This window comes from Steroidobacter agaridevorans (assembly GCF_009932555.1).
Taxonomy (GTDB): Bacteria; Pseudomonadota; Gammaproteobacteria; order Steroidobacterales; family Steroidobacteraceae; genus Steroidobacter; species Steroidobacter agaridevorans.
In genome coordinates, this window is the sequence record NZ_BLJO01000002.1 from 577,552 (window position 1) to 598,774 (window position 21,223).

Genomic DNA, 21,223 nt, shown 5'->3' on the forward strand with positions numbered 1-21,223 from the left:
TCCCCTCACGGCAGCGGAATCACCAGCGCTCGCTCGTTGCCCGCGATGAATACTGCCTGCTCGTCGTGGCTCACCAATATCTGCAGCTTGGTCGCATCGGCCCCAGGCCTTTGACCCACCGTGATGGCAGGCAGCACTTCGGTAAACGCTCCACCGGAGACCGCGGTCAAGTTGAAGGTGCGGACCGTGCCGTTCTGGTCATACGCATACGCCCGCTGGCCGCTGGGCGAGAGCGCCGCGGCTCGGGTCGTCTGGGGTAGCGAGCCCAATAGCTGGAAGTCCCGCGAATACACGTGCCTGTGGTCGAACAATGCGCGCTCGCCGGTACGATCCAGGTCAACGGCGGCAGCCGAAGCAGGAGAAGTAAGACGAGTCAGCTGATCGGTGCTGGCGTCATATTTCAAAGGACCAGAGTTCGCGCTTCCCACCAGTACGACCGAACCGTCGCGGCTAGCGGCCACGTTGCCGGCGTGAACTGGATAGGAAGGCGTGAACGTACGAAAGCCGGGCCGGAGTTGAGGATACGACTGCACGGAGTCGAGGCTCGTGGAGAAGATGAGCTGGCCATTGTTCGCGGCCGCCATTGCAATGGCTTCCATTGCCGATCCACGTGTCGGCATGTTCAGCTCGCTATTCAGCGTCGTGGGATCCAGCTCGGAAAAAGCAAACATTCCGTTCGTGTTTCCGACCAGTGCTTCGTGGGTGGCGACAACGATGCGCCGACCGTCGGTCGTCAATGCGCATGCACCTATGTTGGGAACCGAGACGGCTGTCGGAACAGAGCCGCCTCCGGACAATGAGTAACGTAACACCTGCGACGAGTCAGCGTCGCGGACTCCAACGAACAGGAAGTCGCGCTCGGGATCGTGAGCCAGGCAAACCGCCGCGTCGACGGTGGAGCTGGGATAGTCGAGCACGGCGGACGAATAGTTGTCTGGAGCGACGACCCGCAGCGCCGCCCGGGTGCGTGCCGGCTGGCCATTGACGAGGCTGACCTCGTAGTTGCCCTCGGTCAAAATGGGATGACGCGCCCGAATCTCCGTATCGTTGACGACGGTATAGGAAACCGCGTCTATTCCACCGAAACGGACCCCGGTGATGGGATATCGCCTCAGGTTTGTGCCGCGGATGATTACATCGTTCTGAGTTCCGGCGAGCGCCACGTACGGCGCGACGTAATCCACGCGTATGCGGCTGATGTCGACGGTCACGCCAAGGTAGGTAGCAACGCCGCGGGTAGGCACCAAGCTGAAGTTCAGGAAATGAGCGCCACTCTCATACGAGTCGTAAACCTCAGGCAGCAGCGTTGCAGTGACTCGGGTCGTGGCGCCCGTATTACCCCTTGGCGGATCGAAAGCGATCCAGGGCGAGGTCGGCAGGACCCAATCCTGCGCAGGATAGCCCGTGACGTCGAAAGTGCGGACCAGATCGCCTGACGCAATCGTATCGCCGACCTGGTAGTTGAGCCTGCCCGGCGACGCGGTCACACCGTCGATGGTGTATGTGACGTTGATGGTCTGGGGCGTGCCGATGATGCCTGAAGTGCATGCGATGCTCGTGGTGCAGGCGGTCACGGTGATGACGCTGCTGTAACTTCCGGGGCCGCCAAGAGTCATGGGAGCAACGGGATAGACCTGGGCCGTGCCGGAGGTCGGCCCGGAGATGGCGATATTGCCGACCGAGCTGACGGCAGGGCCCGAAACGCGCGCATTGATGTACAGCGTTTGTGGCGAGACGCCGCTGACCGTGCCGGTAATCGTCATCGGCGGCAAGGCGCCGCTTTCGATGGAGGTGGCCGAAAATGTCAGCGAAGCCGGCGAGATCGTAAACTGACCTTGATTCCCCGAAGAGCCGCCTCCGCCGCCCCCACCACCACTGTCACCGCCGCCTCCGCCACCGCAAGCGGACAACATGAATCCCATGCACAAGACGACCATCGTCCCATGACGACCTGCATTCGCTGCCATGCGTGTCCCGCTGAACTTTGAATTGTGATTGTTAGCGCTAGTCTAAAGGATCGCTCGGCGGCCGAACAAATATTCGGACGCCCTGCTCCCTCAGCGCGCGCCAACCGGCATCAACGGAAGCTCAACCCGGGACGGGATGTCTTTTCGGCTGGAAAGTTCTGGATCAGCTCGTCGCCGCCTGCCACTGCGGATTTCGCTGGCGCCATGCCAGCAGCATGTTCTGAATCTGCACATTGAGCTTGTTGGGATTGTCGATGTCCCTGCCGACGAAGTTGCGCTGGAACAGCTCGCCCAGATCGCCGGGGTTGGCGTTTTGAACGATCGTGTTTCTTTGAGCGGTGTCTGTTGCATCCAGCAGACGAAGCATCAACGTTTGTTGCACGGGCGACAGACCGCGCAAGATATGACCGATAAATGCATCCACGCTCGCTACAGGTACATCGCTCATCGCTTACTCCGTGCTCAAGATTCGCAGCGATTCTAGATCGGGAATCCTCGAAACGCCATGCGCTCATGGGAGCGCATATGGCTTTGTAAACTATCCAGAACGATCCATAGGCATGTAAGAAAATCAGCCCTGCCTGCTACTAATAGTGCAAAGGAGACAGATGCTGAAAGCCGAACGCGATCGGATATTCGAGGAGTGGATGGAGGCGCACCAGGCCATCCTGTTCAAGGTGGCGCGCGCCTACGGCGCGACGCACGCCGATCGCGAGGATCTTTTTCAGCAGATGGCTCTGCAGGTGTGGCATTCCATCGAAGCGTTTCGCGGCGAGGCTGCTGTCAGCACTTGGATCTACCAAGTGGCATTGAATACGGCGCTCGCGTGGAATCGCAAGGAGCGCAAACATGGACAGGGCCGGCAGGATCTGGAGGCTGCGACGGGCTTGCTCGTCTCACCTGCCAGTCACGACCCGCGGCTCGAGTGGATCTACCAGCGGATCGCGGAGCTCGATGAAGTCAACCGCTCGCTCGCACTGCTGATGCTCGACGGCTTCAGCTATCGCGACATGTCGCAAATCCTCGGCATCAGTGAAAGCAACGTCGGCGTGAAGATCAATCGCATCAAGGCGACGCTGGTCGCGCAGCTGGCGAAGGAATCGAACGATGAACTTTGATCAGATGCTCGAGACCTGGCGCACTCAGGACAAGGCGCCGCTCTACGGTGTGAGGCGCGAGCTGCTTCGGCTGGGCGTTCCAGGAGAGCAGGCCGATCTGGACCGTGCGCTGGGCCGGGATTTGTGGGGCGTCTACTGGGGCACTCTGGGAACGAGCGTCGCGTGGCTAGCGGTCGTGTTCGGGCTGCTCTTCGCGGCGATTTCCTGGGGCGATGTCATTCCGAGCGCGTGGGACTACGTGGCGCTGGGCATCGGCATAGGGACGATTCTGTTGTCGGCCGGCGCGTATCGAGCGAGCCGCAAGCGTCAGGCTCTGTACGCGCGCGGCTTTGGCAATTCGATTCAAGAAGAAATCCGGCGCAACCTGGCGCGAGTGGATTACCAGCTTTCGCGGTACGGACGATTGACGTCGTTGCTGATGTACGCGCCCATGGCCGTGGCCGGGATCCTCACCTTCTGGGTCATCGTCCGACTAAGCGGCAAACCGTTCGACTGGCTGCACGCGGCTGCGAGCCTGCTCTTCATCGTCCCAGGGTGGGTGGTATGGAGCCTCTGGTTCAAAAAGCATTTGCTGGCGTACAGGCGACGCTTCAGTGAGTTGCTCGGACTGCTCAATCCAGGCAATTGAAACGCATTGAAGCGACGCCTACACCTTTGACCGCGACGCGCACTGCGCAAGCATGGTCAGCATGGCAAGTCCGATGAGCAGCAACCAGTCCATAGACCCGCCGCCGCCGCTACGAGGCGTGTTCCCAGGAGGCGTGTTCCCGGAAGGCGTCGATCCCGACTGCCCCGTCACTGTCACTGTTACCGTCGCCGGCGCCGATTCGCCGCCGGCGTTATCTGCAGCCACATACGTGAAGCTGTCCGAACCGCTGAACGCCGCATTGGCTTTGTAATGGGCGACTCCGCTCGAGTCGATGGTCACGGTGCCGTTCGCAGGCGACGTGACGATGCGAGCGCCCCATTGCATCACTTGACCATCGACGTCGGAGTCGTCACCTGACCCGCTGCTGCGCCCACAGACAGCAACTGATCTGAGACCAGATCGGTGACCTGTTCGAAGCTGGCAATCGTGCCATTGGTGCGTGCCAGTTGCCGTGGCCCGCCAGCGTACTGAGCTGCGGGGCGTCGGCGCCTCCAGTCCACTTGTAAATGCCTGCATGCGTGCTGCTGCGACCGACGGCTATATACAGCGCATCTTCCAGCTCGGAAATCCACGCGATTGTCGCACTCCCGAGCGCAGGATCGGTAAAGTCCATCACCAGTCGAGGAGCGCCGCCCCCTATCGTCCAGCCATCCGTAACCCACAATTCGGCGCCCTCGTCGGCGGTTCGCGCGGCAAAGTAGATACGATCGGCGACACTCGCTCCATCCCGAGCGTCGCATCCTGTTCAAAGGATGCGAGCCGCCATGTTCCCGCGACCGTGCCGTCGGTGCGCCAGAGCTCGGAGTGAGCAACCCTGAACACCACAACGTTGGCTGGCAATTCCCCGACCAGCGACATCGGCCCGAGCGCGGACTCGATCAGCTTGAACGTCCCTGCCGCCGTACCGTCGGATACCCATAGAGCGTAACTTGCAATCCCAGCTCCATCGATCGGGTTCTTTGCGCCCCACAGTGCGAGGGAGCCAATCGAGGCCAGCGGCGCCGGCTCGAACAAGGCCGTGGACGCACTCGGTGCGACGATGCGCTGCGTGCCGTTGCTCGTGCCATCGGTGCGCCAGATGCCCAGACCTGTCGTGGCGAATTGATGACCCGAGCTGAGTAACGGTCGAGCTGCCGATGCCCGGCCGCTCATTGATGTCCTTTACGAACTCCGCGCTTCGAGCGACGGTTGACATCGTCCGGTCGTGTATAGATCGACCCGGCAACCCGATGGGCTAGACATACATTTGCTACCGGCGAATTTGCGGACTCGATGAAGTCAGCCGCTCGCTCGCGCCGCTACAGCGCCTTTCTCCGGCACGCCTTGAAGCGTTCCAGCAGCTGAACATACGTTCCCTCTTCCATGGGTCCGACACCCAGCCATTCGAGCGTCAACGCATCGAGCCCTTCTTCGGCTTTGATGCCTTGACCCATGCTTTGCATCAGGCGCTTCACCTGATACTCGCGACGTAGCGTCTGATCGGCGTCGGGCGTTGGCGTGTCGGTCAGGATCTCGGCACGGACGCAGAGTGTTCTCAGCGCCAGCTCGTTCGCGGCGAGATCGTTGCTGCCGGGCTGCGCGAGAGCGTGCTTCAACGTTTCCAAGCCGCGCTTCGGCCACTTCACGGCGCTCGCCAGCTGGGACTCCGCAGTTTGCTTCAACGTATCGCGCTCAGCCTCGTCGGCGTTGCGAGCGACGGCCAGTCGATAGGCACGCACGGCGTTCGAGCCGTCGAGTAGCGCCGTCCAACCCTGCTCCGCGTCTCTCGCATGCTGTTGAGCGACGGCTTTGCGACCACGCTCGAACGCCCGCTCGAAACGGTTCTGCAGCTGACGCGCGTCGGCTTTCGGCAATTCCTCGATGGCATCGAAGGCATCCCGCAGCTCGGGGAGTTTCTTTGCACCGTCGAGCAGTTCCTGGCCTGACAGCTGCGCGATCTTCTCGATCTCCTCGCACAGAGCGAGGGCCTGAGACTTGTTGGCATCCAACGCTGCGTTCTGGGTCGCAAACTCCTGCTGACGCTTCTGGAACAGCGCATCGCATTGCTTGCGGAATTCCTCCCACAGCTTGCGATCGTCGTCGCGCGACACGGGGCCGACGGCTTTCCATTTCTCCTGCAGCCGCTTGACCTCATCGATGGCCTTGCGCGTCTCGGGCGATCCGACGAGCGCGCGAGCACGCTCGATCAGCGACTTCTTTTCTTTGACGTTGCGCGCGTATTCGGCGTCGATCCGATTCTGCAGAGACGCCGTCAATTCATTGAAGCGCCCCTGCAGCTGTTCGGCCGCACTGGGATCTACGGGCGAGTGTTGCCGCCAGAGCTGCCTGGCTTCGCGCACTGCTGTAATCACGTTGCGCCAATCGGGCTGCTCCCAATTGTGCTGCGACTCGAAGTTGGCCAGGCGCTCGAACAGCTGACCGCGCTGACGCAGATTCTCTTCCTTGACTTGATCCTGAGCTTCGAAAAATTCACGGCATGGCTGAAACGCCTTCTGCGCGGCTTCGTGGAAACGTTGCCACTCCGCCTCGCCATTCTCGCCGGCGCCTTTGCTCAAGGTGCGCCATTGTTCCTGCAGATCCTTGATGTGCCCGGCGAGCGCCGTGGGATGCAGCGTCGCACCGATCAGCGACTCCATCCGTTCGATCAGCTCGATGCGCTTGGGCGCGACCGAAAAGCTCTTCCAGTCCTTCAGCTCCTGCAGCTTTTCATCGAGCTGGCGCAGTTGGTTGGCCAGATGCGCCGGCAAATGCGGTGCGTGGGCCAGCTTGTCTTCGATGCCTCTGCGCAGGCCGGCCGCCGTCTTGCTGCTGCCGGCCGCGAGGGCGCCATGCGCCTTGCGAATCAAGCCGCCGATCTGGCGCAAGGCTTTCGCTTCGGCCTCATGTTTCTCGACTTCGGCCTGGTGCTCGACTTCCTGGACGTGGGCACGTTCAGCCGCAGCGGCCGCGGCGGTCTTTTCTTCCTGCTCCCGTTGCAATTGGGCCTGAGCGGCCGCGTTGGCCGCGGCCAGCTGGCGGGCCGCTTCGACGGCAATTTGTCGCAAATGTTGAGCGATGACTTCCCGGGCGCGGTCGATGGCCTGCCGGGTTTTCTCGGCGACCTCCGGGTCTGCGTGGGTCGCCACGGCCGACCAGCGCCCCTCGAGCTGTTCCAGCGTGGGCGTGAACAGGGGATCGAACGGGCGATGGCTGTGCTTTTCGATGGCGGCGGCGGTGGCCGCCACTTCGGCGTGCAGGTGTTCGACTTCGCGCTCCTGCGCCAGGACCGAATCCCGCTTGCGAGTCAGGATCTTGTAGACGCTTTTGTCCTTACCGCCCCGCGCGTTGCGGATCAGCTCGCGAATCTGCCCCGGATCGTCGATGGCCTCGGCCGCCTGCTGGCGGATCCGGGTCGACGAGCCCTCGATGACCAGCCTGGCGATGGTCTGCACATCACCGCCCGCAATGGCCGCCTGCAAGCCCTGCTCCTCCTGCCCGGCGAGCAAGGCGGCTTCCGGAGCACGCGGCTCCGGCGGCGCCTTGGGCGCTACGGGCTCCGGATGCTTCACGGCGGCTGAAGGTGGCGGCGCTTTACGAAAGCGTGAGAACAGCGACATCGAACGACCTGACTTGAGTCTCCCCGGACGCCTACTTTAGCGGATCCGCGTTACCGAAGCTGCAAGCTCCCCGGTTACAATCGCCGCCCGCCGACGGCATGACGCGATAACGTTGCATGGGACATCTGATCGAGCTCAATGACACGCTGAAGCTCAAGCGCGGCGCCGGCTTTCCCGCCGAGCTTCGCGTCGGCGGCGTTTATGATTTTTCGATTGCCGGCCGCCGGCTCTACAACCTCAGGCCCACGCGCGTGTTCCTGGTCGAAGAGATCGACGGCCGATGGAATGTCGTGGGCCACGCGATGATCCTGCGACAAACGATCGATGCGGTGACCGACCGCACGTCCGGTCAGTTCGAAGTCTCGCAGCTCTATCCGCCGGAGTACTCGCAGCTGGTGAATCGGTTCGATGCGCCGGCCGGTAAGGGATACTCGTCCGATGTGTAGATGAATCGCTGCAGTGCCTGACGAAAATTTTTGACCGCACAACGTGCAGGAACTTTGCAGCCAAAACGGCGTTGCAAACTTCATGAGGAGCTGCGCACGACAAAAGACCACGAGCGCGTCGGACATGACGCCGTGGTGTCTGCAGTTCTTACGCAAGACGATCTGGCGCCGACGCAAGGGACATCATGCGCTTCGCGTGCCAGCGCGCTACTCCGCCATCGGCAAACAACATCGCTCGCAAGATCGCCCGATGCTGAGTAACACCAGCTGCTCCGCGCTCTTGTCGCCGGCTGCCTCCGCCGCAGCCTGCCTCTCCTCTCCACCGTAGCACCCGACCTCTCTTAGCTCTCGAAAATCTCTCGAGTCGAAGAGGGTCTTGCCATGCGCCCTGACGTCCAGTCAGCGGAGCACGCCAAGCACTTCCAATATCGCCCGGCAGTCGATGGCCTGCGCGGCGTGGCGGTGCTTGCCGTGCTTGGATTTCATGCGTTTCCAGAAACCGTCACCGGCGGCTACGTCGGCGTCGATGTGTTTTTCGTCATTTCCGGCTTTCTGATCACGGGCATCATCGCGCGCCAGTTGCTGCACGCGGATTTTTCCTTCGCGGATTTCTATTGGCGACGTGTCCGGCGCTTGTTTCCTGCGCTGGTGCTGGTGCTGGCGACGACGCTGGCGCTCGGTTGGTTTCTGCTCTTGCCCAACGAGTTCAAGCAACTCGGCAAGCATGCGAGCGCCGCCGCGGCGTTCGTGGCGAACTTCGCGCTCTGGCGCGAAAGCGGCTACTTCGACACCGCCGCGGAGTTCAAGCCGCTCCTGCACCTGTGGTCTTTGGGAATCGAAGAACAGTTCTATCTGTTATGGCCTGCGGTACTCGTGGCGCTCTGGAAACGCAAGAACGCGCTGTTCGCTATCCTGTCGCTGCTGGTGCTCGCGTCGTTCGCATTGAGCGTGCACATGGCGCAGTCGGCGCCGGTCGCCAATTTCTTCTGGCCTGTGTCGCGATTCTGGGAATTGGGCGCCGGCTGTCTGTTGGCGCTGGCGATCGAGCGTCCGGCGCATGCAGCGCTGAGCGCCGAAACCGGCGACCGACGCTTTCTGGACATCGGTTATAACTTCCTGCCCCTCGCCGGCCTGGCGTTGATCCTCGCTTCGGTCGTGGGTTTCGATACGACCACGCCGTTCCCAGGGTGGCCCGCATTGTTGCCCGTCGTCGGGACGTTGTTCATCCTGGCAACGCCCGGCGACGCTTGGATTCAGCGCAATGTGCTCGGCTCACGCCTGTTGGTGTGGTTCGGTCTGATCAGCTACGCGCTGTATTTGTGGCACTGGCCGCTGCTCTCGTTTCTGAACATTCTCGAAGCGGGCTTGCCGCCGCTGGCGGTCCGTTGGGTCGCGCTGCTATCGAGCATCGTGCTGGCCTGGCTCACCTATCGCTATATCGAACTGCCGGTGCGAAGACACAAAGAACGCCGATTCAACTTTCGTCTGGCCGCTGCCGCTGCGGTCGCCGGTGTCGCGGGATTGGTCGTGTATGTCACAGGCGGCGTCGCGCAACGCTTCGATGCGGACATACGAGCCCTGCATCACGGCCCGAGACTCGATAAACAGTGTCACGCCCGGTTCGGCGCGACGGCGCCGATCAACTATTGCCGTACCACCAGCGCCCAACCTCCGTCGATCCTGTTCGTCGGCGACTCGCGCGCGCATGCGATCTACGAAGTCGCCGCGCCGTTGTTGGCGCCAAAGCAACCGGTCATGTTACTCGGGCGCGGCGGTTGTCCACCCGTGCTGAACGTCCGCGTCAGCGGCTACGACCCCAACGAAAAAGAGTGCCAACAGGTCTGGCGAACCTTCGTCGACTATGCGCACCGGACCAAGCCGAAAGTCATCGTGGTCGTCGGCAATGGCTCCTTCCTGATCTCCGATCCCGACATTCGCTTGAGCCGTGAGGGCGCCGGGGCCGCGGAAACGAAGGAAGCGATCTTCGAGTATGGAGTGCGCACCTTGTTGAGCGAGCTCACCCGCTTCTCCCGCGTGATCTATCTCGGTGAGATCCCCGCCTACTCCACCTCTCCCGCCTGCTTCCTTCGCGCCGTCAAACTGCCATCGACTGAGTGCTATCCGGAGCTCGCTCGCGAGCAAGTGGAGTTGGCGATGGCGCCGTATAACCGGGTCCTGGATCGGGTCCAGGAATCGTTTCCAGGGGTGCAACTGGTCGATGCCATCGCCGTTCTCTGCGCTGCCAATGTTTGCTCGCAGCGTCCGCCCGGCAAGCCCATCTTGTATAGCGATGCGGTGCACCTGAGCCCCGCGGGTGCGCGCTTGCTGGTGGAAAATACCCAGCTCACCAGCTTGATCTCGCGCGATCTGGTGAGCGCGGACTCCGGCTAGCAGCAGGCATGTAGTATTCAACGGAACCAAAGTAGTTCCTGCCGACGTTTATTCCTCCGAGCAGCGGGCGCCGGTGAGCTCGGGGTGAGGCGCGCTCGCATCACCAGGACGAGACAACGATGCAGCGAACTATCGGGGCGCCTGTATGGCTGGCGCTCGGCGCGATTGCGCTTCAGTGGTCCTCGATCGGCAGCGCCCAGCAGGCCTATCCAAGCTTTCGCGACCTGGATTTTTTTTACTCACAACAGCAGATATTCCAGGCGCTGTGGCAAACGGCGCAATCCCGCACGATCCGCATCGCCGTGCTGGGCGATTCGCAGGAGACCAGCCCCGGCTCGCACGGCTACCGGTACATCCCGCTGTTGAACTATGAGATGTGGAAGCGCTTCGGTAACGCGCCGGAGACACCGGTGGTGGGATGTTTCTATCACGGCAACTCCGGGCCCGCCACCTGGCTGCTCGCCGGCCAGTGCGCAACGCCCGGGCCGACGGCGACGCGACTCGACGCCGGCCAGATTCTGCCGAATGCTTATCCGATGGCGTTCTCCACCTTGAACGGGACGACCAATATCACCGGCGGAACCCGAGGCCAACTGACGATGCTCCGTCACGACGCCAGCGGCGTGGACGAGTACGGACATTCCGACCGACGTTTCCTATTTCAACACCTCGGGCAGGGTCAAAGCTCGTATCTATGCCGCGACTCATCCTGAATCGGGCGAGATCGCCTATCGAGCGCGTCCCAATGCGTCGTCCTCGGTGTCATACGCCGCCGCCGTCACGACGACCGGAACACTCGCGCTGGGGCTTCGCTCTTCGAGCTTCGCCATCAAATCGGGCGAGACCTCGCCCTTGGAATTCAACGGCACGAACTACCTGCAGCTCGAAGTCTCCGGATCGAACGATGCCGCACTCACCGATCTGATCGGGCTGCGCTTCGTCAACGAGACCCATCCCGAAGGCGTCGTGATCGATAACTTTTCGCTCGGCGGATATACCGCATCGAGATTCTCGAGCAGTCATGCCGACGCAGGCCCCATGTTCGCCGCGTTCGGCTTCCATGCGGCCGTGATCCACTATGGAGCGAATGAAGGCGGCAGTATCGCCGCTGCGCGCTTCAAGTCCGACATCTCTGCTGTGATCTCGCGGGTGCGCGCCTGGGTGGGCGACGCGAACTTTCCCATCATTCTCGTCGCTGACGTTTATCAAAGCACTTTGACGCCCGCGCAGATGGCGGAATACGACCAGTACGTCGGCGCACAATTCGCCATCGCGCAGAGCGACGCCAACGTCATGGTCATCAATGCGCGACGTTTGACGGAAGACATCGGTTGGAACGCAACCAGCGGGCAGAGCGACCAGTTTCTTGCAGATGGCATTCACTACACCGGGCTTGGAGCCCAATCGCTTTCGGCAGCGGTAATTGCAGCCATGATGGGCGAAATCCATGTGAGCGGCTGCCCCAGCGATCCAGGCGCGGTGACGCTGCAATCGAGCATGACGCTGGTGATCGACGTTGGCGGCGCCACCGCCTGCACGAACCATGGCCGGTTGATCGTCGCGCAGGCGCTGACGTTGCACGAGCCTGCTCTGAAAGTTCAATTGAAGAATGGCTTTATTCCCGCGATCGGCGATCGCTTCAAGTTGCTCGCGTTCGATTCGATCGCAGGTGAGTTCGCGACGCTGACGCTGCCCACGCTGCCGTCGGGTAGATCCTGGGATACGGATGAGCTCTATACGAACGGCACAATCAGCGTGGTAGATGCATCCACTCCGACCACGCCAGATCCACCGGATCCGCCCGCCCCACCCGCCACTCCGCCGCCGACGATCAGTGTGAGCTCGGGGGGCAGTCAGACCATCACACTGCCGAACTCGCCCGCTCCCATCGCGTTCACACTCAATGGCTTCGGCGCGCTGACTGTGACCGCGAGCAGCAGCAACGCGACCATGCTGCCCGATGCCGCCATTTCAATCAGTTCAGGCTGCGGCTCAACAACACTGGACTGCACGATGACTCTCGCTCCGGGGAGCGCACAAACCGGATCAACCACGGTGTCGCTGACGGTGCGCGACACGCACGGCCAATCAGCCACGGCCTCTGTGACATTGGAGATCAAAGCAGCCACCTCCACCGAGCCTGGCACTGGCAATGCGAGTGACCCCAGTTCCGCAAGCAGCGGCAATCAACGCAGTGGCGGTGGTGGAGGCCTGGATCTGCTTACCTTGCTGGTCCTCGCGCTGCTCGCGATGACAGGCGCACCCTCCCATGCTCGCCGACGTACCATGTCACACTCATGAATCGGCCGGGCCGGGGCCCAGCCGCTGGGACACGACATGCAGCGAATTGCCATTCCCGCCGGGCTGCGCCGGATGCGGAGAGTCGCGACTGGATTGCTCATCGCAGTCAGTATTCTTTACGTAGTCGCTTACACGCTCGAGCGGGCGCACCCGTGGGTTGCATACGTTCGTGCGTTCGCCGAAGCAGCAATGGTGGGCGCGCTCGCCGACTGGTTCGCCGTCACCGCGCTGTTCCGTCATCCGCTTGGCATTCCCATTCCGCACACGGCGGTGATCCCGAGGAACAAGGATCGTATCGGCGAAGGGCTCGGGCGCTTCGTCGAGGAGAATTTCCTGGCGCCTCAGATCGTCGCCGACAAGATCCAGGCCGCCGATCTCGCGGGCCGCCTCGCCCGCTGGCTCACTGACCCGCAGAACAGTGCATTGGCGGCGAATGGCCTGATGCGCGGACTGGCGACGACCGCCAACTCGCTCAGCGACGACGATCTGCACAATCTGATTCGCCGCTATCTGTTCGCTCCCGTGGAGCGCACTGAGCTGTCGCCGCTGCTCGGGAAGATCCTGGCGGAGGTCATGGCACAGCAAGGCCATCGACGGCCGGTCGATGCGATGCTGCGCAAGGCCGCCGAGCTGGTGCACGAATACGAGCCGCAGCTGCGCCACGCCGTGAGAACACGGACCTCGTGGCTGTGGCGGCGTTTTTCGGTGGATCAAAGGATCGCCGATCGGCTCATCACGGTCCTCGAGGAGATGCTGCGCACGGCGGCGGACGATCCGAATCATGCGATACGAACTCGGATCGACAATGCTCTCGACAACCTTTGTCAGCAGCTGTCGATGTCGCCGCAATTCCTCGCCGAAGGTGAGCGGCTGAAGAAACAACTGCTCGAGCATTCAGCGTTCGCAGACTATCTACGTCGCATCGGCAGAGATTTCGTCGATCAGATCGCCTCGCGTGCAGCCGAGCAAGCCCCCGAGATCGATACGCCACTTGCGCAATGGCTGCGTGGCGTCGCCGAGCGGGTGCACGGCGACGAGGCGCTGCGCCTGGAGATCAATCTCATGCTGCGGGGCGCGGTCCTTCGCATTATCGAGCTGCAGCGGCACGAGGTTGCGCGCTTGATCTCGGACACAGTGAAGCGATGGGACGCGACCACGCTCAGCGGTCGCATGGAAGCCGCCATCGGGGCCGACCTCCAATACATACGAGTGAACGGCACCCTGATCGGTGGCCTCGCCGGCCTGCTGATCTATGTCGTGACCACGACATTGCTGGCGCCCTGACGCGGCGCTGCTAAAGTACGCCGCATGTCTCACGGACGGCCGCCATGATTCTGGACTTTCATCCGCAGATCCGCATCGAGAAGCAAGTCTTCGGCAACGAGCGCGCGACGCTGCTGGTGATCGACAACTTCGTTGCCGAGCCGGACCGCCTGGTCAAGAAAGCGACCACGGCGCAGTTCGCTTCGGGTGGGCGCTTTTATCCTGGCATCCGGGCGAAGGCGCCGCCCTCGTACGAGCACTTTCTCGCGACCCGCCTGCAGCCGCTGCTCGCCGAGCACTTTGGTTTCACCGGCGGCACGCTTCGCTTGAGCATGTGCCACTACTCACTGGTGACGACGCCCGCGGCCGAGTTGGCCCCCATGCAGCGCATCCCTCATGTGGACTCGCTGGCGCGCGAGGGCTTCGCAACCATCCACTACCTGTTCAAGGGAAGCCTCGGCGGCACGGCGTTCTATCGGCATCGTGCAACCGGCTACGAGAGCCTCGACGAAGTGCGTGGGCCGGAATATTTCAAGGCGCTGCAAGCCGAGAGCGCCGGCCCGGACGGCCCTGGACTGCATTACATCAATGGCGATACGCCGCTGTTCGAGCGAATCGCGCAAGCCGAGGGTGTGTTCAACCGCATGCTCGTCTACCGCCGCAACTCGCTGCACTCCGGCTCCATCGACGGCAGCTTCGTGCCCGACGCCGATCCGCGTACCGGCCGGTTGTCGATCAACAGCTTTATCGATCCGGGCTAGTCTCGCCGAACAATCGGGTGACGAACGCACTCGCCTTGAGACCGGAGCCCGACAGCAACGCGACGGTCGTTTCGCCCGCTCGGATTTTGCCGCTCGTGTACAACTGATCCAGCGACGCGCCGACGATGGCCGAGGTCGGCTCGACGAACAAGCCCATGCTGGCAAGTCGATGCAGCGCCTTGAGGATGTCGTCCTCGCCGACGCTGACGATGCTGCCGCCCGAGCGACGCACGGCGGACAGCACCTCCTTCAGTCGCACCGGTTTGCGAATTGACGCACCTTCCGCGATCGTCGTGCTGAATTCCGTGGGCACCAGCTCATCCACGCCGGCATCGAAGCTCGCCTTGATCGGCGCGCAGGCAGCGGGCTGCACCCCGAAGATGCGCGGCAGTTTCTTGATCTGACCCGCAGCCAGCAGCTCGCTGAAGCCCAAGTCACATCCCAGCACGTTGCTGCCGGCGCCCACGGGCACGATCACATTATCGGGGGCGCGAAAGCCCAGCTGCTCCCAGATTTCATACGCCGTCAGCTTCGTTCCCTGGATGAAGAACGGATGCCAGTTGTGACTGGCGTAGAAAACTTCCGAGGCCTGTTGCAGGGCTGCGTTCTCGGTGTCCTGGCGGGTGCCCGGAATCAGCCGCACGTCGGCGCCAAAGATCTTCATCTGCGCAACCTTGGCCGGCTGCGTCGATTCGGGGCAGAGAATGCGCACGTGCATGCCAGCGGCCGCGCCATAAGCTGCAATCGCCGCGCCGCCATTGCCGGAGCTGTCTTCCAGAATCGCGTCGATGCCCAGATGTTTCAAGAACGACACCATCACCGTTGCGCCCTTGTCCTTGAAGCTGCCGGTGGGCGAGATCCAATCGAGCTTGAACAACAGCGGATGCTCGCCCCAGGGCTTCTCGACCAGCGGCGTACATCCCTCGCCCAGCGAAATGGGCTGCGGCAAGTCGAGTGGCAATGAAGCGCGATAGCGCCACAGAGACTGCGTCCGGGTGTCGATGTCGTCCCTGCCGATGCCGGGCAGCGCCTCGACCAGCAACGGCCCGCGATCGTCCGAGCGCCAGCGTGGCTCGAGCAAAGGGTAGCGTTTGCCGGTGCGAGGATCGAAAAGCTGGATGGAATTGGTCATGATGAGTCGCGGACTCTGAGCCTTGCGACTGCTCGGAGCAATACCTTAGCCCTTGGTCCCGGCGCGCGCGCCCCCATTTGGTGAGAGACTGATGGGCATGAATTCTCAACCCAACGGGATCGCAACCTTCGGCCCGTTTCGACTGTCGCCGGTGGCCCGCGTGATCGAGCGGGATGGTGTGCCGCTCGCCTTGGGCGATCGGGCGTTGGACATCCTGATTGCACTCGTCGCACACCCCGGCGAAATCGTCAGTCATCGCGACCTGACCGCCCGCGTGTGGCGCGATCTGGTGGTCAGCCCGGGCACGCTCCGCGTCCACATGAGCGCGCTACGCAAGGCGCTCGGCGATGGCAAAGGCGGCGCTCGCTACATCGAGAACGTGACCGGCCAGGGGTACTGCTTCGTTGCCCAGGTCACCCACGAATCCCAGGGCGCGACGCCGACGGCGGTGCTTGCCGAATTCCCCGATGTTGCCCATAGGCGACTGCTGCCGCCGCCCAAGCCTGCCGGGATGGTCGGCCGCGAACAAATCGTTCACACCATCGGCGAGGATGTGATCGCCGAGCGCTTCATCACCATCATCGGTCCCGGCGGCATGGGCAAGACCACGGTCGCCATCGCCGTCGCTCACGAGCTCCTCGACGAGTTCGCCGGCGTGGTGTGCTTCGTCGACATCGGCGCGGTCGCCGATGCGAAGCTCGTTGCCGCCACCATCGCCGCCTCGCTTGGGCTGTCGGTTCAAACCGCCGACGCGACGCCGGCGCTGATCGAGTACCTGCGGACGCTGCGCATGTTACTGGTCGTGGACAATTGCGAGCACGTGATCGATGCGGTCGCGACGCTGCTCGAAACGATCTTCAGGGAAGCCCCGGGCGTGCACATCCTCGCCACGAGCCGGGAAGCGCTGCGCGTCGAAGGCGAGCATGTTTATTGGCTGCCGGCGTTGGCATGCCCCACGCCCGAGTCCAGTCTGAAGGCCGTCGACGTTCTGCAGTTTCCAGCGGTGCAGTTGTTCATGGAACGGGCGGCGGCGAGTGGACATCGTTTCGCGCTGGACGATGACAATGCGCCGATCGTGGCCGGCATCTGCGGCCGGCTCGAGGGCATCGCACTCGCCATCGAGCTCGCGGCCGGCCGCGCCGGCAGTCACGGCATCGCCGCCACGGCCGATCTGCTGAACAAGAACCTCGGGCTCGATTGGCATGGACGACGGACCGCTCTGCCCCGCCATCAGACATTGCGTGCCCTGCTCGACTGGAGCTATGGCCTGCTCCCGGAAGCCGAGCAACTCGCGTTGCGCAGGCTGTCGGTTCTGGTCGGTGCGTTTACGCTCGAAGCGGCCAGCGCGATCGTGCACGGCGGGCGCACCGATGCAGCCGCAATGCTCAACACGCTCGATGCCCTGGTGGCAAAGTCCCTCATGTCTGCGCAGGTCGGCGATGACGGCTCGGAACGCTACCGGCTGCTCGAAACCACTCGCATTTACGCTCGCGAAAAGCTCCAGGAGAGCGGCGATGCCAATCTCGCCGCACGTCGCCACGCGGAGCATTTCGCGATGCTGCTCGACTCCCTCCATGGGGGGCAGATCGATCTCGAATACACCGGCCGTGCTCACAAATTGCGAGAGCATCTTGGCAACGTGCGTGCCGCGCTCGAGTGGTGCTTTTCCACCGACGACAAAGCCACGATGGCGCCGCTTGCGGTGGACCTCGCCGCGGCCGCTGCGCCGGTCTTCTTTGAGCTGTCGCTATTGAGCGAAGCATACAAATGGAGCGCAGCCGGCCTCGAAGCGCTCGATGCGAACACGCGCGGCGGCAGACGCGAGATGCTGCTACAAAGCACCTGGGCGATTTCATCGATGTGGATGCGAGGGAACACCGAAGATGTGCTGACGGCGATCGCGCGGGGAATGCAGCTCGCGCATCCTGAGAACGAGCCCTCGCACCGCTTGCGCATGCTCGCAACCCGGCATCTGTTTTTCACGCGCATTGCCAACTTTCGTGGCGCGCTCGCGGCGGCGAAAGAATGGGAGGTCACGGCCAGGCAAGTGGGCGATGTGAGTTGCCTCGCGATCTCCGATCTGATGCAGGGCGTGGCTCGGCATTTCCGAGGCAATCAAGTCGCAGCCAGACGACACTTCGATGCAGGCTTCGGCCAGGCCGGCGAGAGAAATCTCCAGCTCTGCGGCAACGATCACCGCGTGCGCGGACTCATCGTGCAATCCCGTGCCCTGTGGCTGGCAGGCCTGCCGGAGCGCGCGATGGATACTGCGCGGCGAGCGGTCACAACCGCGCTGAAATCGGGCAAGCCGCTCGACACCTGCTTCGCACTGCTGTTCACAATCCCCGTCTATCTTTGGTGCGGCGAGTGGGATGCCACCCAGGACGTGCTGGAACAGTTGGTCAATCACACCCATTGGCCCGTGCTGAAGCCCTTCCACTCCAGCGCGGCAGCGATGCAAGGCGCGCTGCGCATCGGACGCAAAGATATCGAGCAAGGCACGGCGATGATTCAGGAAGCTCAGCAGAGAGTGCAAAGCGAGCGGCAGAACGTCATCGGAACCTCTATCGCGTGCTGGATGGCAGAGGGTTTGGCAGCAGCGGGACGCGCCGAGGAAGCACTGGTCGTCATTCAAAACGCGCGACGCGATGCTGTGCGCAGAGCGGAGGCTGTGCAGTTGCCCGAGCTGTTGCGACTGCAGGCGCACGTTTTATTTTCCATGTCCGAGACCAACGCCCCCCAAGTCATGCGCCTGTTGGATCGCTCCCGCCGGATCGCGCGTCGCCAGTCGGCCCTGTCGTGGGAGCTGCGTTCATCGCTGGATCTGGCGCGCCTGCACGCGCGTCAGAACGACCCAGTCGCAGCCGGCCAACTGTTGGAGACAACTTACGGCCGATTCACCGAAGGGTTTGCAACCCACGATCTGCAAGCAGCGGCGCAGCTGTTACGCGAGCTCGATCCGCTCGCGTCGCGCGCCGCCGGTTGAGATCGGGCATCGGCTGACATCGCCTGCCTCGTTTGCCTTAGGAACCGTTTGCGCTCCTCAGGCGCTAGAAACGAGCCATACCGTTCCCTTTGCGAGGCCTGCAGTGAAACGTCCGCTTTTTATGGCTGCGATCGTCGCAGCGACATGCTCTATCGCGTCCGCCGAAGGCTTGCCTGCCGGCGGCAGCGAAGTCGCCCCCGATAAGAACGCACCGAAGGTCGAGGGCCATCCGCTCACGTCCGTGGTCGTGACTCAATGCAATCTGGTCGTCGCCGTCTACATGACGATGCCTGATGGCCGCCTGCTACGTTTCGACAGCAAGGCCGATGTCGGCGCCGACGCGCTCGTGAACATGGCCTATACGGCCGAACGCAGCGAACGAGTCGAAGTCTCCTGCAATGGCCTGGGCCCCTCGGGCTTCGAAACGCACGAGCCGGTCTGAGCTCTGCCTCGATAGATCACAGCTCGATCCGCACGCCGAGGTTGTACACGCGCCCCGCCAAAGGCGCCCAGGCCTCGACGATCCGTTCACCGGTGGCCGCTGGCAGCGGCCGCAGGAGCGGTTCAAAGCGCGTTTGCCGGCGGTCCGTCAGATTGAGCGCGTTCAGGAAGACGGCGACCTCGCCCAATTTGAGCTCCGCCAGCACGTTGATCTCGACGTACGGCGAGCCCTCGGTTCGATAGGGATTGTCGTAGAGCTGCTGGCTGCCGGTGTAAGAGAACTCGAGTCCGATGCGGCCGCGATCTTCGTCTTCCAGCAACGCGCACAACTCACCGGAGAGTCGCGGCACGAGCTCGGATTCCCTCCTGCCGCCGCCAGGCGCCTGCTCGGTGACTTTCATGTAAGTGGAGCTGCCAATCACGTGCAGCTTCCCCGATGTGTAGTGCACGAGCAGCTCCGCACCGACGACATCGCGCGGGCCGTCGTCGTTGGCGATCTGCAATCTGCCCGGAACCACATCGGACTGCACGACCAGAGGATCTCGAATCCGCGAGCCGAAGACGCTGCCGTTGATCTCCCAGATCCCTTCGGCCCATTTCATATCGATCGAGGCGCTGGTCGCACGCTCGGCATCCAGGTCGCGCAGCGGCTCGACCAGCGTGACGCTGGTCGCTTCGATTTCATCGAACACCAGCGTCGGCACGGCGAAGCCGCCGCCAATGGAAGCTCGTAGCGACCAATCCTCCTGCAGCCGGAACAGCGCCGAGAGCCTGGGACTCACGAACGTGCCGTATTCGTTGTGCGCATCGACGCGTGCGCTGCCGGCAAGTTTGACGCCGTCATTGACTGTATATTCGTCCTGCGCGAACACCGCGGGCACCGTATAACGATAGTTCACACCCGTGGCTTGCGCCGATTCGAAGCGGTCATAGTCGAAGGCCACGCCGGCCAGCCAGGCGTGTCGATCGTGAGCGCCCGACACGGTGGCTTCGCCCGAACCGGTCGTTCGCACGTCCTCGCTGAATGCGCCGTTGAAATCGCGATCGCGCTCCACTCGCACGAACGACCATCGGGAGCCGAACGACTTCGCGTCGGATAATGGAATGTGAGCAACGAGACCGCCGTCGGCGCGACGAGAATCCAACGTATCGCGGAACGTCGTGCCATCGGGGAGCACGCGTCCTCGCATGCTGCCGCCTTGTCGCGACTCGTCCATCAATCCCACCGTTGCAAACATCGTTGAGCCCGCGCCGTTGTCCCAGAACAGCCTCGGCCGCACGGTGTAACGACGATACTCGGCCAGGTCCGCCCAACCATCGTCATCGATGTCCTCGCGCCTTTGGTCATAGGCGCCGGCGATCACGCTGTAGCCCCACTGCGGCGACAGCTCATCGGAAAAGAAACCGACGCCGTCCGTCCCGCCACGCGATGTTCTGTTGAGAAGAATCTCAGGCTCGCTTCCCGGCCGGCGCGACATCAAGTTCAGCACGCCGCCCAGACCGCCGCTACCATAGAGCGCGGACGCTACCCCCTTGATGACTTCGACGCGGCCAAGATCGAGCGGCGGCGTTTGTAACAAACCGAATCCGTCCGGCTGCGCGCCCAACAATGGCAAGCCATCCTGCAGCACCAGCGTGTGCCGCCCCGGCAAGCCTCGCATTTGCAGCGTCGCGCCGCTCAAGCCGGCCGCCGTCGACTGAATGCGCACGCCACCGAGCTCGTTGAGCAGCGTAGTAAGGTTGCCCGGCTGCATCGTGAGATTCTCTTCGATCTCCTCCTCCGGCAGAACCTCGACGCGAATGGGCTGATCGCGAACCAACGCCTCGCTGCGCGTCGCGAACACGACCACGGATTCCGTTTCTTCCTCTTCGTTCTCGGCTTCGTTCGCGTGGGCGCCGACGGGCCACCAGCTCAATGGCGCCATCAGGAAGGCGGCGTACAGTTCGGCGCGTTGTGCATGCATCGGTGTTTACTCTGTAACAGCCGCCAATGTTAGGAGCATCGCGCTGACAAAGAACTGACGGACTGCGCCAGGCATGGATTGGCGCAGTCACCGCGACGGATCGTACAACGAAGCAGCGTGCCTGAACTGCGTAGGAATGCTCTGGCCGTACTTGGGCGGTGCGAGCGCAGCACACGAGCCGCTTCCGTTCGTCGATCCTTCCTCCTTA

18 protein-coding genes are annotated in these 21,223 nt (G+C 62.8%); 10 read left to right on the plus strand and 8 right to left on the minus strand.

Annotated elements, in window-relative coordinates; translation table 11 throughout:
* Positions 1 to 5 precede the first annotated feature (5 nt).
* Together GYH35_RS09340 and GYH35_RS09345 are read right to left on the minus strand one after the other, a co-directional pair.
* Positions 6 to 1,967: an IPT/TIG domain-containing protein gene (locus GYH35_RS09340; RefSeq protein WP_161828244.1), complete on the minus strand. Its 1,962-nt coding sequence runs from the start codon at positions 1,965 to 1,967 to the stop codon at positions 6 to 8.
* Between the two features lie 163 nt (positions 1,968 to 2,130).
* Positions 2,131 to 2,415, minus strand: coding sequence for a hypothetical protein (locus GYH35_RS09345; RefSeq protein ID WP_161815711.1), 285 nt, complete (start codon positions 2,413 to 2,415; stop codon positions 2,131 to 2,133).
* A gap of 160 nt (positions 2,416 to 2,575) precedes the next feature.
* On the opposite strand from GYH35_RS09345, the gene GYH35_RS09350 reads away from it, so the two are divergent.
* Positions 2,576 to 3,085, plus strand: a complete 510-nt coding sequence (locus tag GYH35_RS09350; RefSeq protein ID WP_161815712.1) for an RNA polymerase sigma factor — start codon at positions 2,576 to 2,578, stop codon at positions 3,083 to 3,085.
* Positions 3,075 to 3,713: a hypothetical protein gene (locus GYH35_RS09355; RefSeq protein ID WP_161828245.1), complete on the plus strand. Its 639-nt coding sequence runs from the start codon at positions 3,075 to 3,077 to the stop codon at positions 3,711 to 3,713. Before GYH35_RS09350 ends, GYH35_RS09355 begins: the two co-directional genes overlap by 11 nt.
* Before the next feature lie 18 nt (positions 3,714 to 3,731).
* Here GYH35_RS09355 and GYH35_RS35390 read toward each other — a convergent pair whose 3' ends face one another.
* The 4 genes from GYH35_RS35390 to GYH35_RS09370 form a co-directional block, all read right to left on the minus strand.
* Complete coding sequence (locus GYH35_RS35390; RefSeq protein WP_202624189.1) at positions 3,732 to 4,058, minus strand: Ig-like domain-containing protein; 327 nt, start codon at positions 4,056 to 4,058, stop codon at positions 3,732 to 3,734.
* The gene (locus tag GYH35_RS34565) at positions 4,058 to 4,234 is read right to left on the minus strand and encodes a hypothetical protein (protein ID WP_202624190.1); all 177 of its coding nucleotides are present in this window, start codon (positions 4,232 to 4,234) and stop codon (positions 4,058 to 4,060) included. Before GYH35_RS34565 ends, GYH35_RS35390 begins: the two co-directional genes overlap by 1 nt.
* 136 nt (positions 4,235 to 4,370) lie before the next feature.
* On the minus strand, positions 4,371 to 4,886 hold the full coding sequence (locus GYH35_RS09365; protein WP_161828246.1) for a hypothetical protein: 516 nt from the start codon (positions 4,884 to 4,886) through the stop codon (positions 4,371 to 4,373).
* Between the two features lie 146 nt (positions 4,887 to 5,032).
* The gene (locus GYH35_RS09370) at positions 5,033 to 7,330 is read right to left on the minus strand and encodes a DUF349 domain-containing protein (protein ID WP_161828247.1); all 2,298 of its coding nucleotides are present in this window, start codon (positions 7,328 to 7,330) and stop codon (positions 5,033 to 5,035) included.
* A gap of 116 nt (positions 7,331 to 7,446) precedes the next feature.
* Between GYH35_RS09370 and GYH35_RS09375 the strand changes: the two genes are divergently transcribed.
* From GYH35_RS09375 to GYH35_RS09400, 6 genes are all read left to right on the plus strand, one after another.
* Positions 7,447 to 7,776 carry a hypothetical protein gene (locus GYH35_RS09375; protein WP_161828248.1) on the plus strand — a complete coding sequence of 110 codons (330 nt, stop codon included), beginning with the start codon at positions 7,447 to 7,449 and terminating at the stop codon, positions 7,774 to 7,776.
* A gap of 381 nt (positions 7,777 to 8,157) precedes the next feature.
* Entirely contained in the window at positions 8,158 to 10,167 is a 2,010-nt protein-coding gene (locus tag GYH35_RS09380) for an acyltransferase family protein (protein ID WP_161815717.1), read from the plus strand.
* A 119-nt stretch (positions 10,168 to 10,286) separates the two neighbouring features.
* Positions 10,287 to 10,880, plus strand: coding sequence for a hypothetical protein (locus GYH35_RS09385; RefSeq protein WP_161828249.1), 594 nt, complete (start codon positions 10,287 to 10,289; stop codon positions 10,878 to 10,880).
* A 46-nt stretch (positions 10,881 to 10,926) separates the two neighbouring features.
* Positions 10,927 to 12,468, plus strand: a complete 1,542-nt coding sequence (locus GYH35_RS09390) for an SGNH/GDSL hydrolase family protein (RefSeq protein ID WP_161828250.1) — start codon at positions 10,927 to 10,929, stop codon at positions 12,466 to 12,468.
* Between the two features lie 36 nt (positions 12,469 to 12,504).
* Positions 12,505 to 13,752: a DUF445 domain-containing protein gene (locus GYH35_RS09395; protein ID WP_161828251.1), complete on the plus strand. Its 1,248-nt coding sequence runs from the start codon at positions 12,505 to 12,507 to the stop codon at positions 13,750 to 13,752.
* Positions 13,753 to 13,796: 44 nt separating this feature from the next.
* The gene (locus tag GYH35_RS09400; protein ID WP_161815720.1) at positions 13,797 to 14,492 is read left to right on the plus strand and encodes a DUF6445 family protein; all 696 of its coding nucleotides are present in this window, start codon (positions 13,797 to 13,799) and stop codon (positions 14,490 to 14,492) included.
* Here GYH35_RS09400 and GYH35_RS09405 read toward each other — a convergent pair.
* Positions 14,476 to 15,624, minus strand: coding sequence for a threonine synthase (locus GYH35_RS09405; RefSeq protein ID WP_161815721.1), 1,149 nt, complete (start codon positions 15,622 to 15,624; stop codon positions 14,476 to 14,478). The two genes, GYH35_RS09400 and GYH35_RS09405, sit on opposite strands and share 17 nt — an antisense overlap.
* A gap of 97 nt (positions 15,625 to 15,721) precedes the next feature.
* On the opposite strand from GYH35_RS09405, the gene GYH35_RS09410 reads away from it, so the two are divergent.
* A complete protein-coding gene (locus GYH35_RS09410) occupies positions 15,722 to 18,610 on the plus strand; it encodes an ATP-binding protein (RefSeq protein ID WP_161815722.1) in 2,889 nt (962 codons plus the stop codon).
* A 121-nt stretch (positions 18,611 to 18,731) separates the two neighbouring features.
* On the plus strand, positions 18,732 to 19,052 hold the full coding sequence (locus GYH35_RS09415; RefSeq protein ID WP_161828252.1) for a hypothetical protein: 321 nt from the start codon (positions 18,732 to 18,734) through the stop codon (positions 19,050 to 19,052).
* A gap of 16 nt (positions 19,053 to 19,068) precedes the next feature.
* Here GYH35_RS09415 and GYH35_RS09420 read toward each other — a convergent pair whose 3' ends face one another.
* Positions 19,069 to 21,015 carry a TonB-dependent receptor plug domain-containing protein gene (locus tag GYH35_RS09420; protein ID WP_161828253.1) on the minus strand — a complete coding sequence of 649 codons (1,947 nt, stop codon included), beginning with the start codon at positions 21,013 to 21,015 and terminating at the stop codon, positions 19,069 to 19,071.
* Positions 21,016 to 21,223: the final 208 nt, after the last annotated feature.

Excerpts from the sequence above, each read along its gene's own strand:
- GYH35_RS09340 (WP_161828244.1), bottom strand. The coding sequence starts at position 1,967 with ATGGCAGCGAATGCAGGTCGTCATGGGACGATGGTCGTCTTGTGCATG.
- GYH35_RS09345 (WP_161815711.1), bottom strand. The coding sequence starts at position 2,415 with ATGAGCGATGTACCTGTAGCGAGCGTGGATGCATTTATCGGTCATATC.
- GYH35_RS09350 (WP_161815712.1), top strand. The coding sequence starts at position 2,576 with ATGCTGAAAGCCGAACGCGATCGGATATTCGAGGAGTGGATGGAGGCG.
- GYH35_RS09355 (WP_161828245.1), top strand. The coding sequence starts at position 3,075 with ATGAACTTTGATCAGATGCTCGAGACCTGGCGCACTCAGGACAAGGCG.
- GYH35_RS35390 (WP_202624189.1), bottom strand. The coding sequence starts at position 4,058 with ATGCAATGGGGCGCTCGCATCGTCACGTCGCCTGCGAACGGCACCGTG.
- GYH35_RS09365 (WP_161828246.1), bottom strand. The coding sequence starts at position 4,886 with ATGAGCGGCCGGGCATCGGCAGCTCGACCGTTACTCAGCTCGGGTCAT.
- GYH35_RS09370 (WP_161828247.1), bottom strand. The coding sequence starts at position 7,330 with ATGTCGCTGTTCTCACGCTTTCGTAAAGCGCCGCCACCTTCAGCCGCC.
- GYH35_RS09375 (WP_161828248.1), top strand. The coding sequence starts at position 7,447 with ATGGGACATCTGATCGAGCTCAATGACACGCTGAAGCTCAAGCGCGGC.
- GYH35_RS09380 (WP_161815717.1), top strand. The coding sequence starts at position 8,158 with ATGCGCCCTGACGTCCAGTCAGCGGAGCACGCCAAGCACTTCCAATAT.
- GYH35_RS09385 (WP_161828249.1), top strand. The coding sequence starts at position 10,287 with ATGCAGCGAACTATCGGGGCGCCTGTATGGCTGGCGCTCGGCGCGATT.
- GYH35_RS09395 (WP_161828251.1), top strand. The coding sequence starts at position 12,505 with ATGCAGCGAATTGCCATTCCCGCCGGGCTGCGCCGGATGCGGAGAGTC.
- GYH35_RS09400 (WP_161815720.1), top strand. The coding sequence starts at position 13,797 with ATGATTCTGGACTTTCATCCGCAGATCCGCATCGAGAAGCAAGTCTTC.
- GYH35_RS09405 (WP_161815721.1), bottom strand. The coding sequence starts at position 15,624 with ATGACCAATTCCATCCAGCTTTTCGATCCTCGCACCGGCAAACGCTAC.
- GYH35_RS09410 (WP_161815722.1), top strand. The coding sequence starts at position 15,722 with ATGAATTCTCAACCCAACGGGATCGCAACCTTCGGCCCGTTTCGACTG.
- GYH35_RS09415 (WP_161828252.1), top strand. The coding sequence starts at position 18,732 with ATGGCTGCGATCGTCGCAGCGACATGCTCTATCGCGTCCGCCGAAGGC.
- GYH35_RS09420 (WP_161828253.1), bottom strand. The coding sequence starts at position 21,015 with ATGCATGCACAACGCGCCGAACTGTACGCCGCCTTCCTGATGGCGCCA.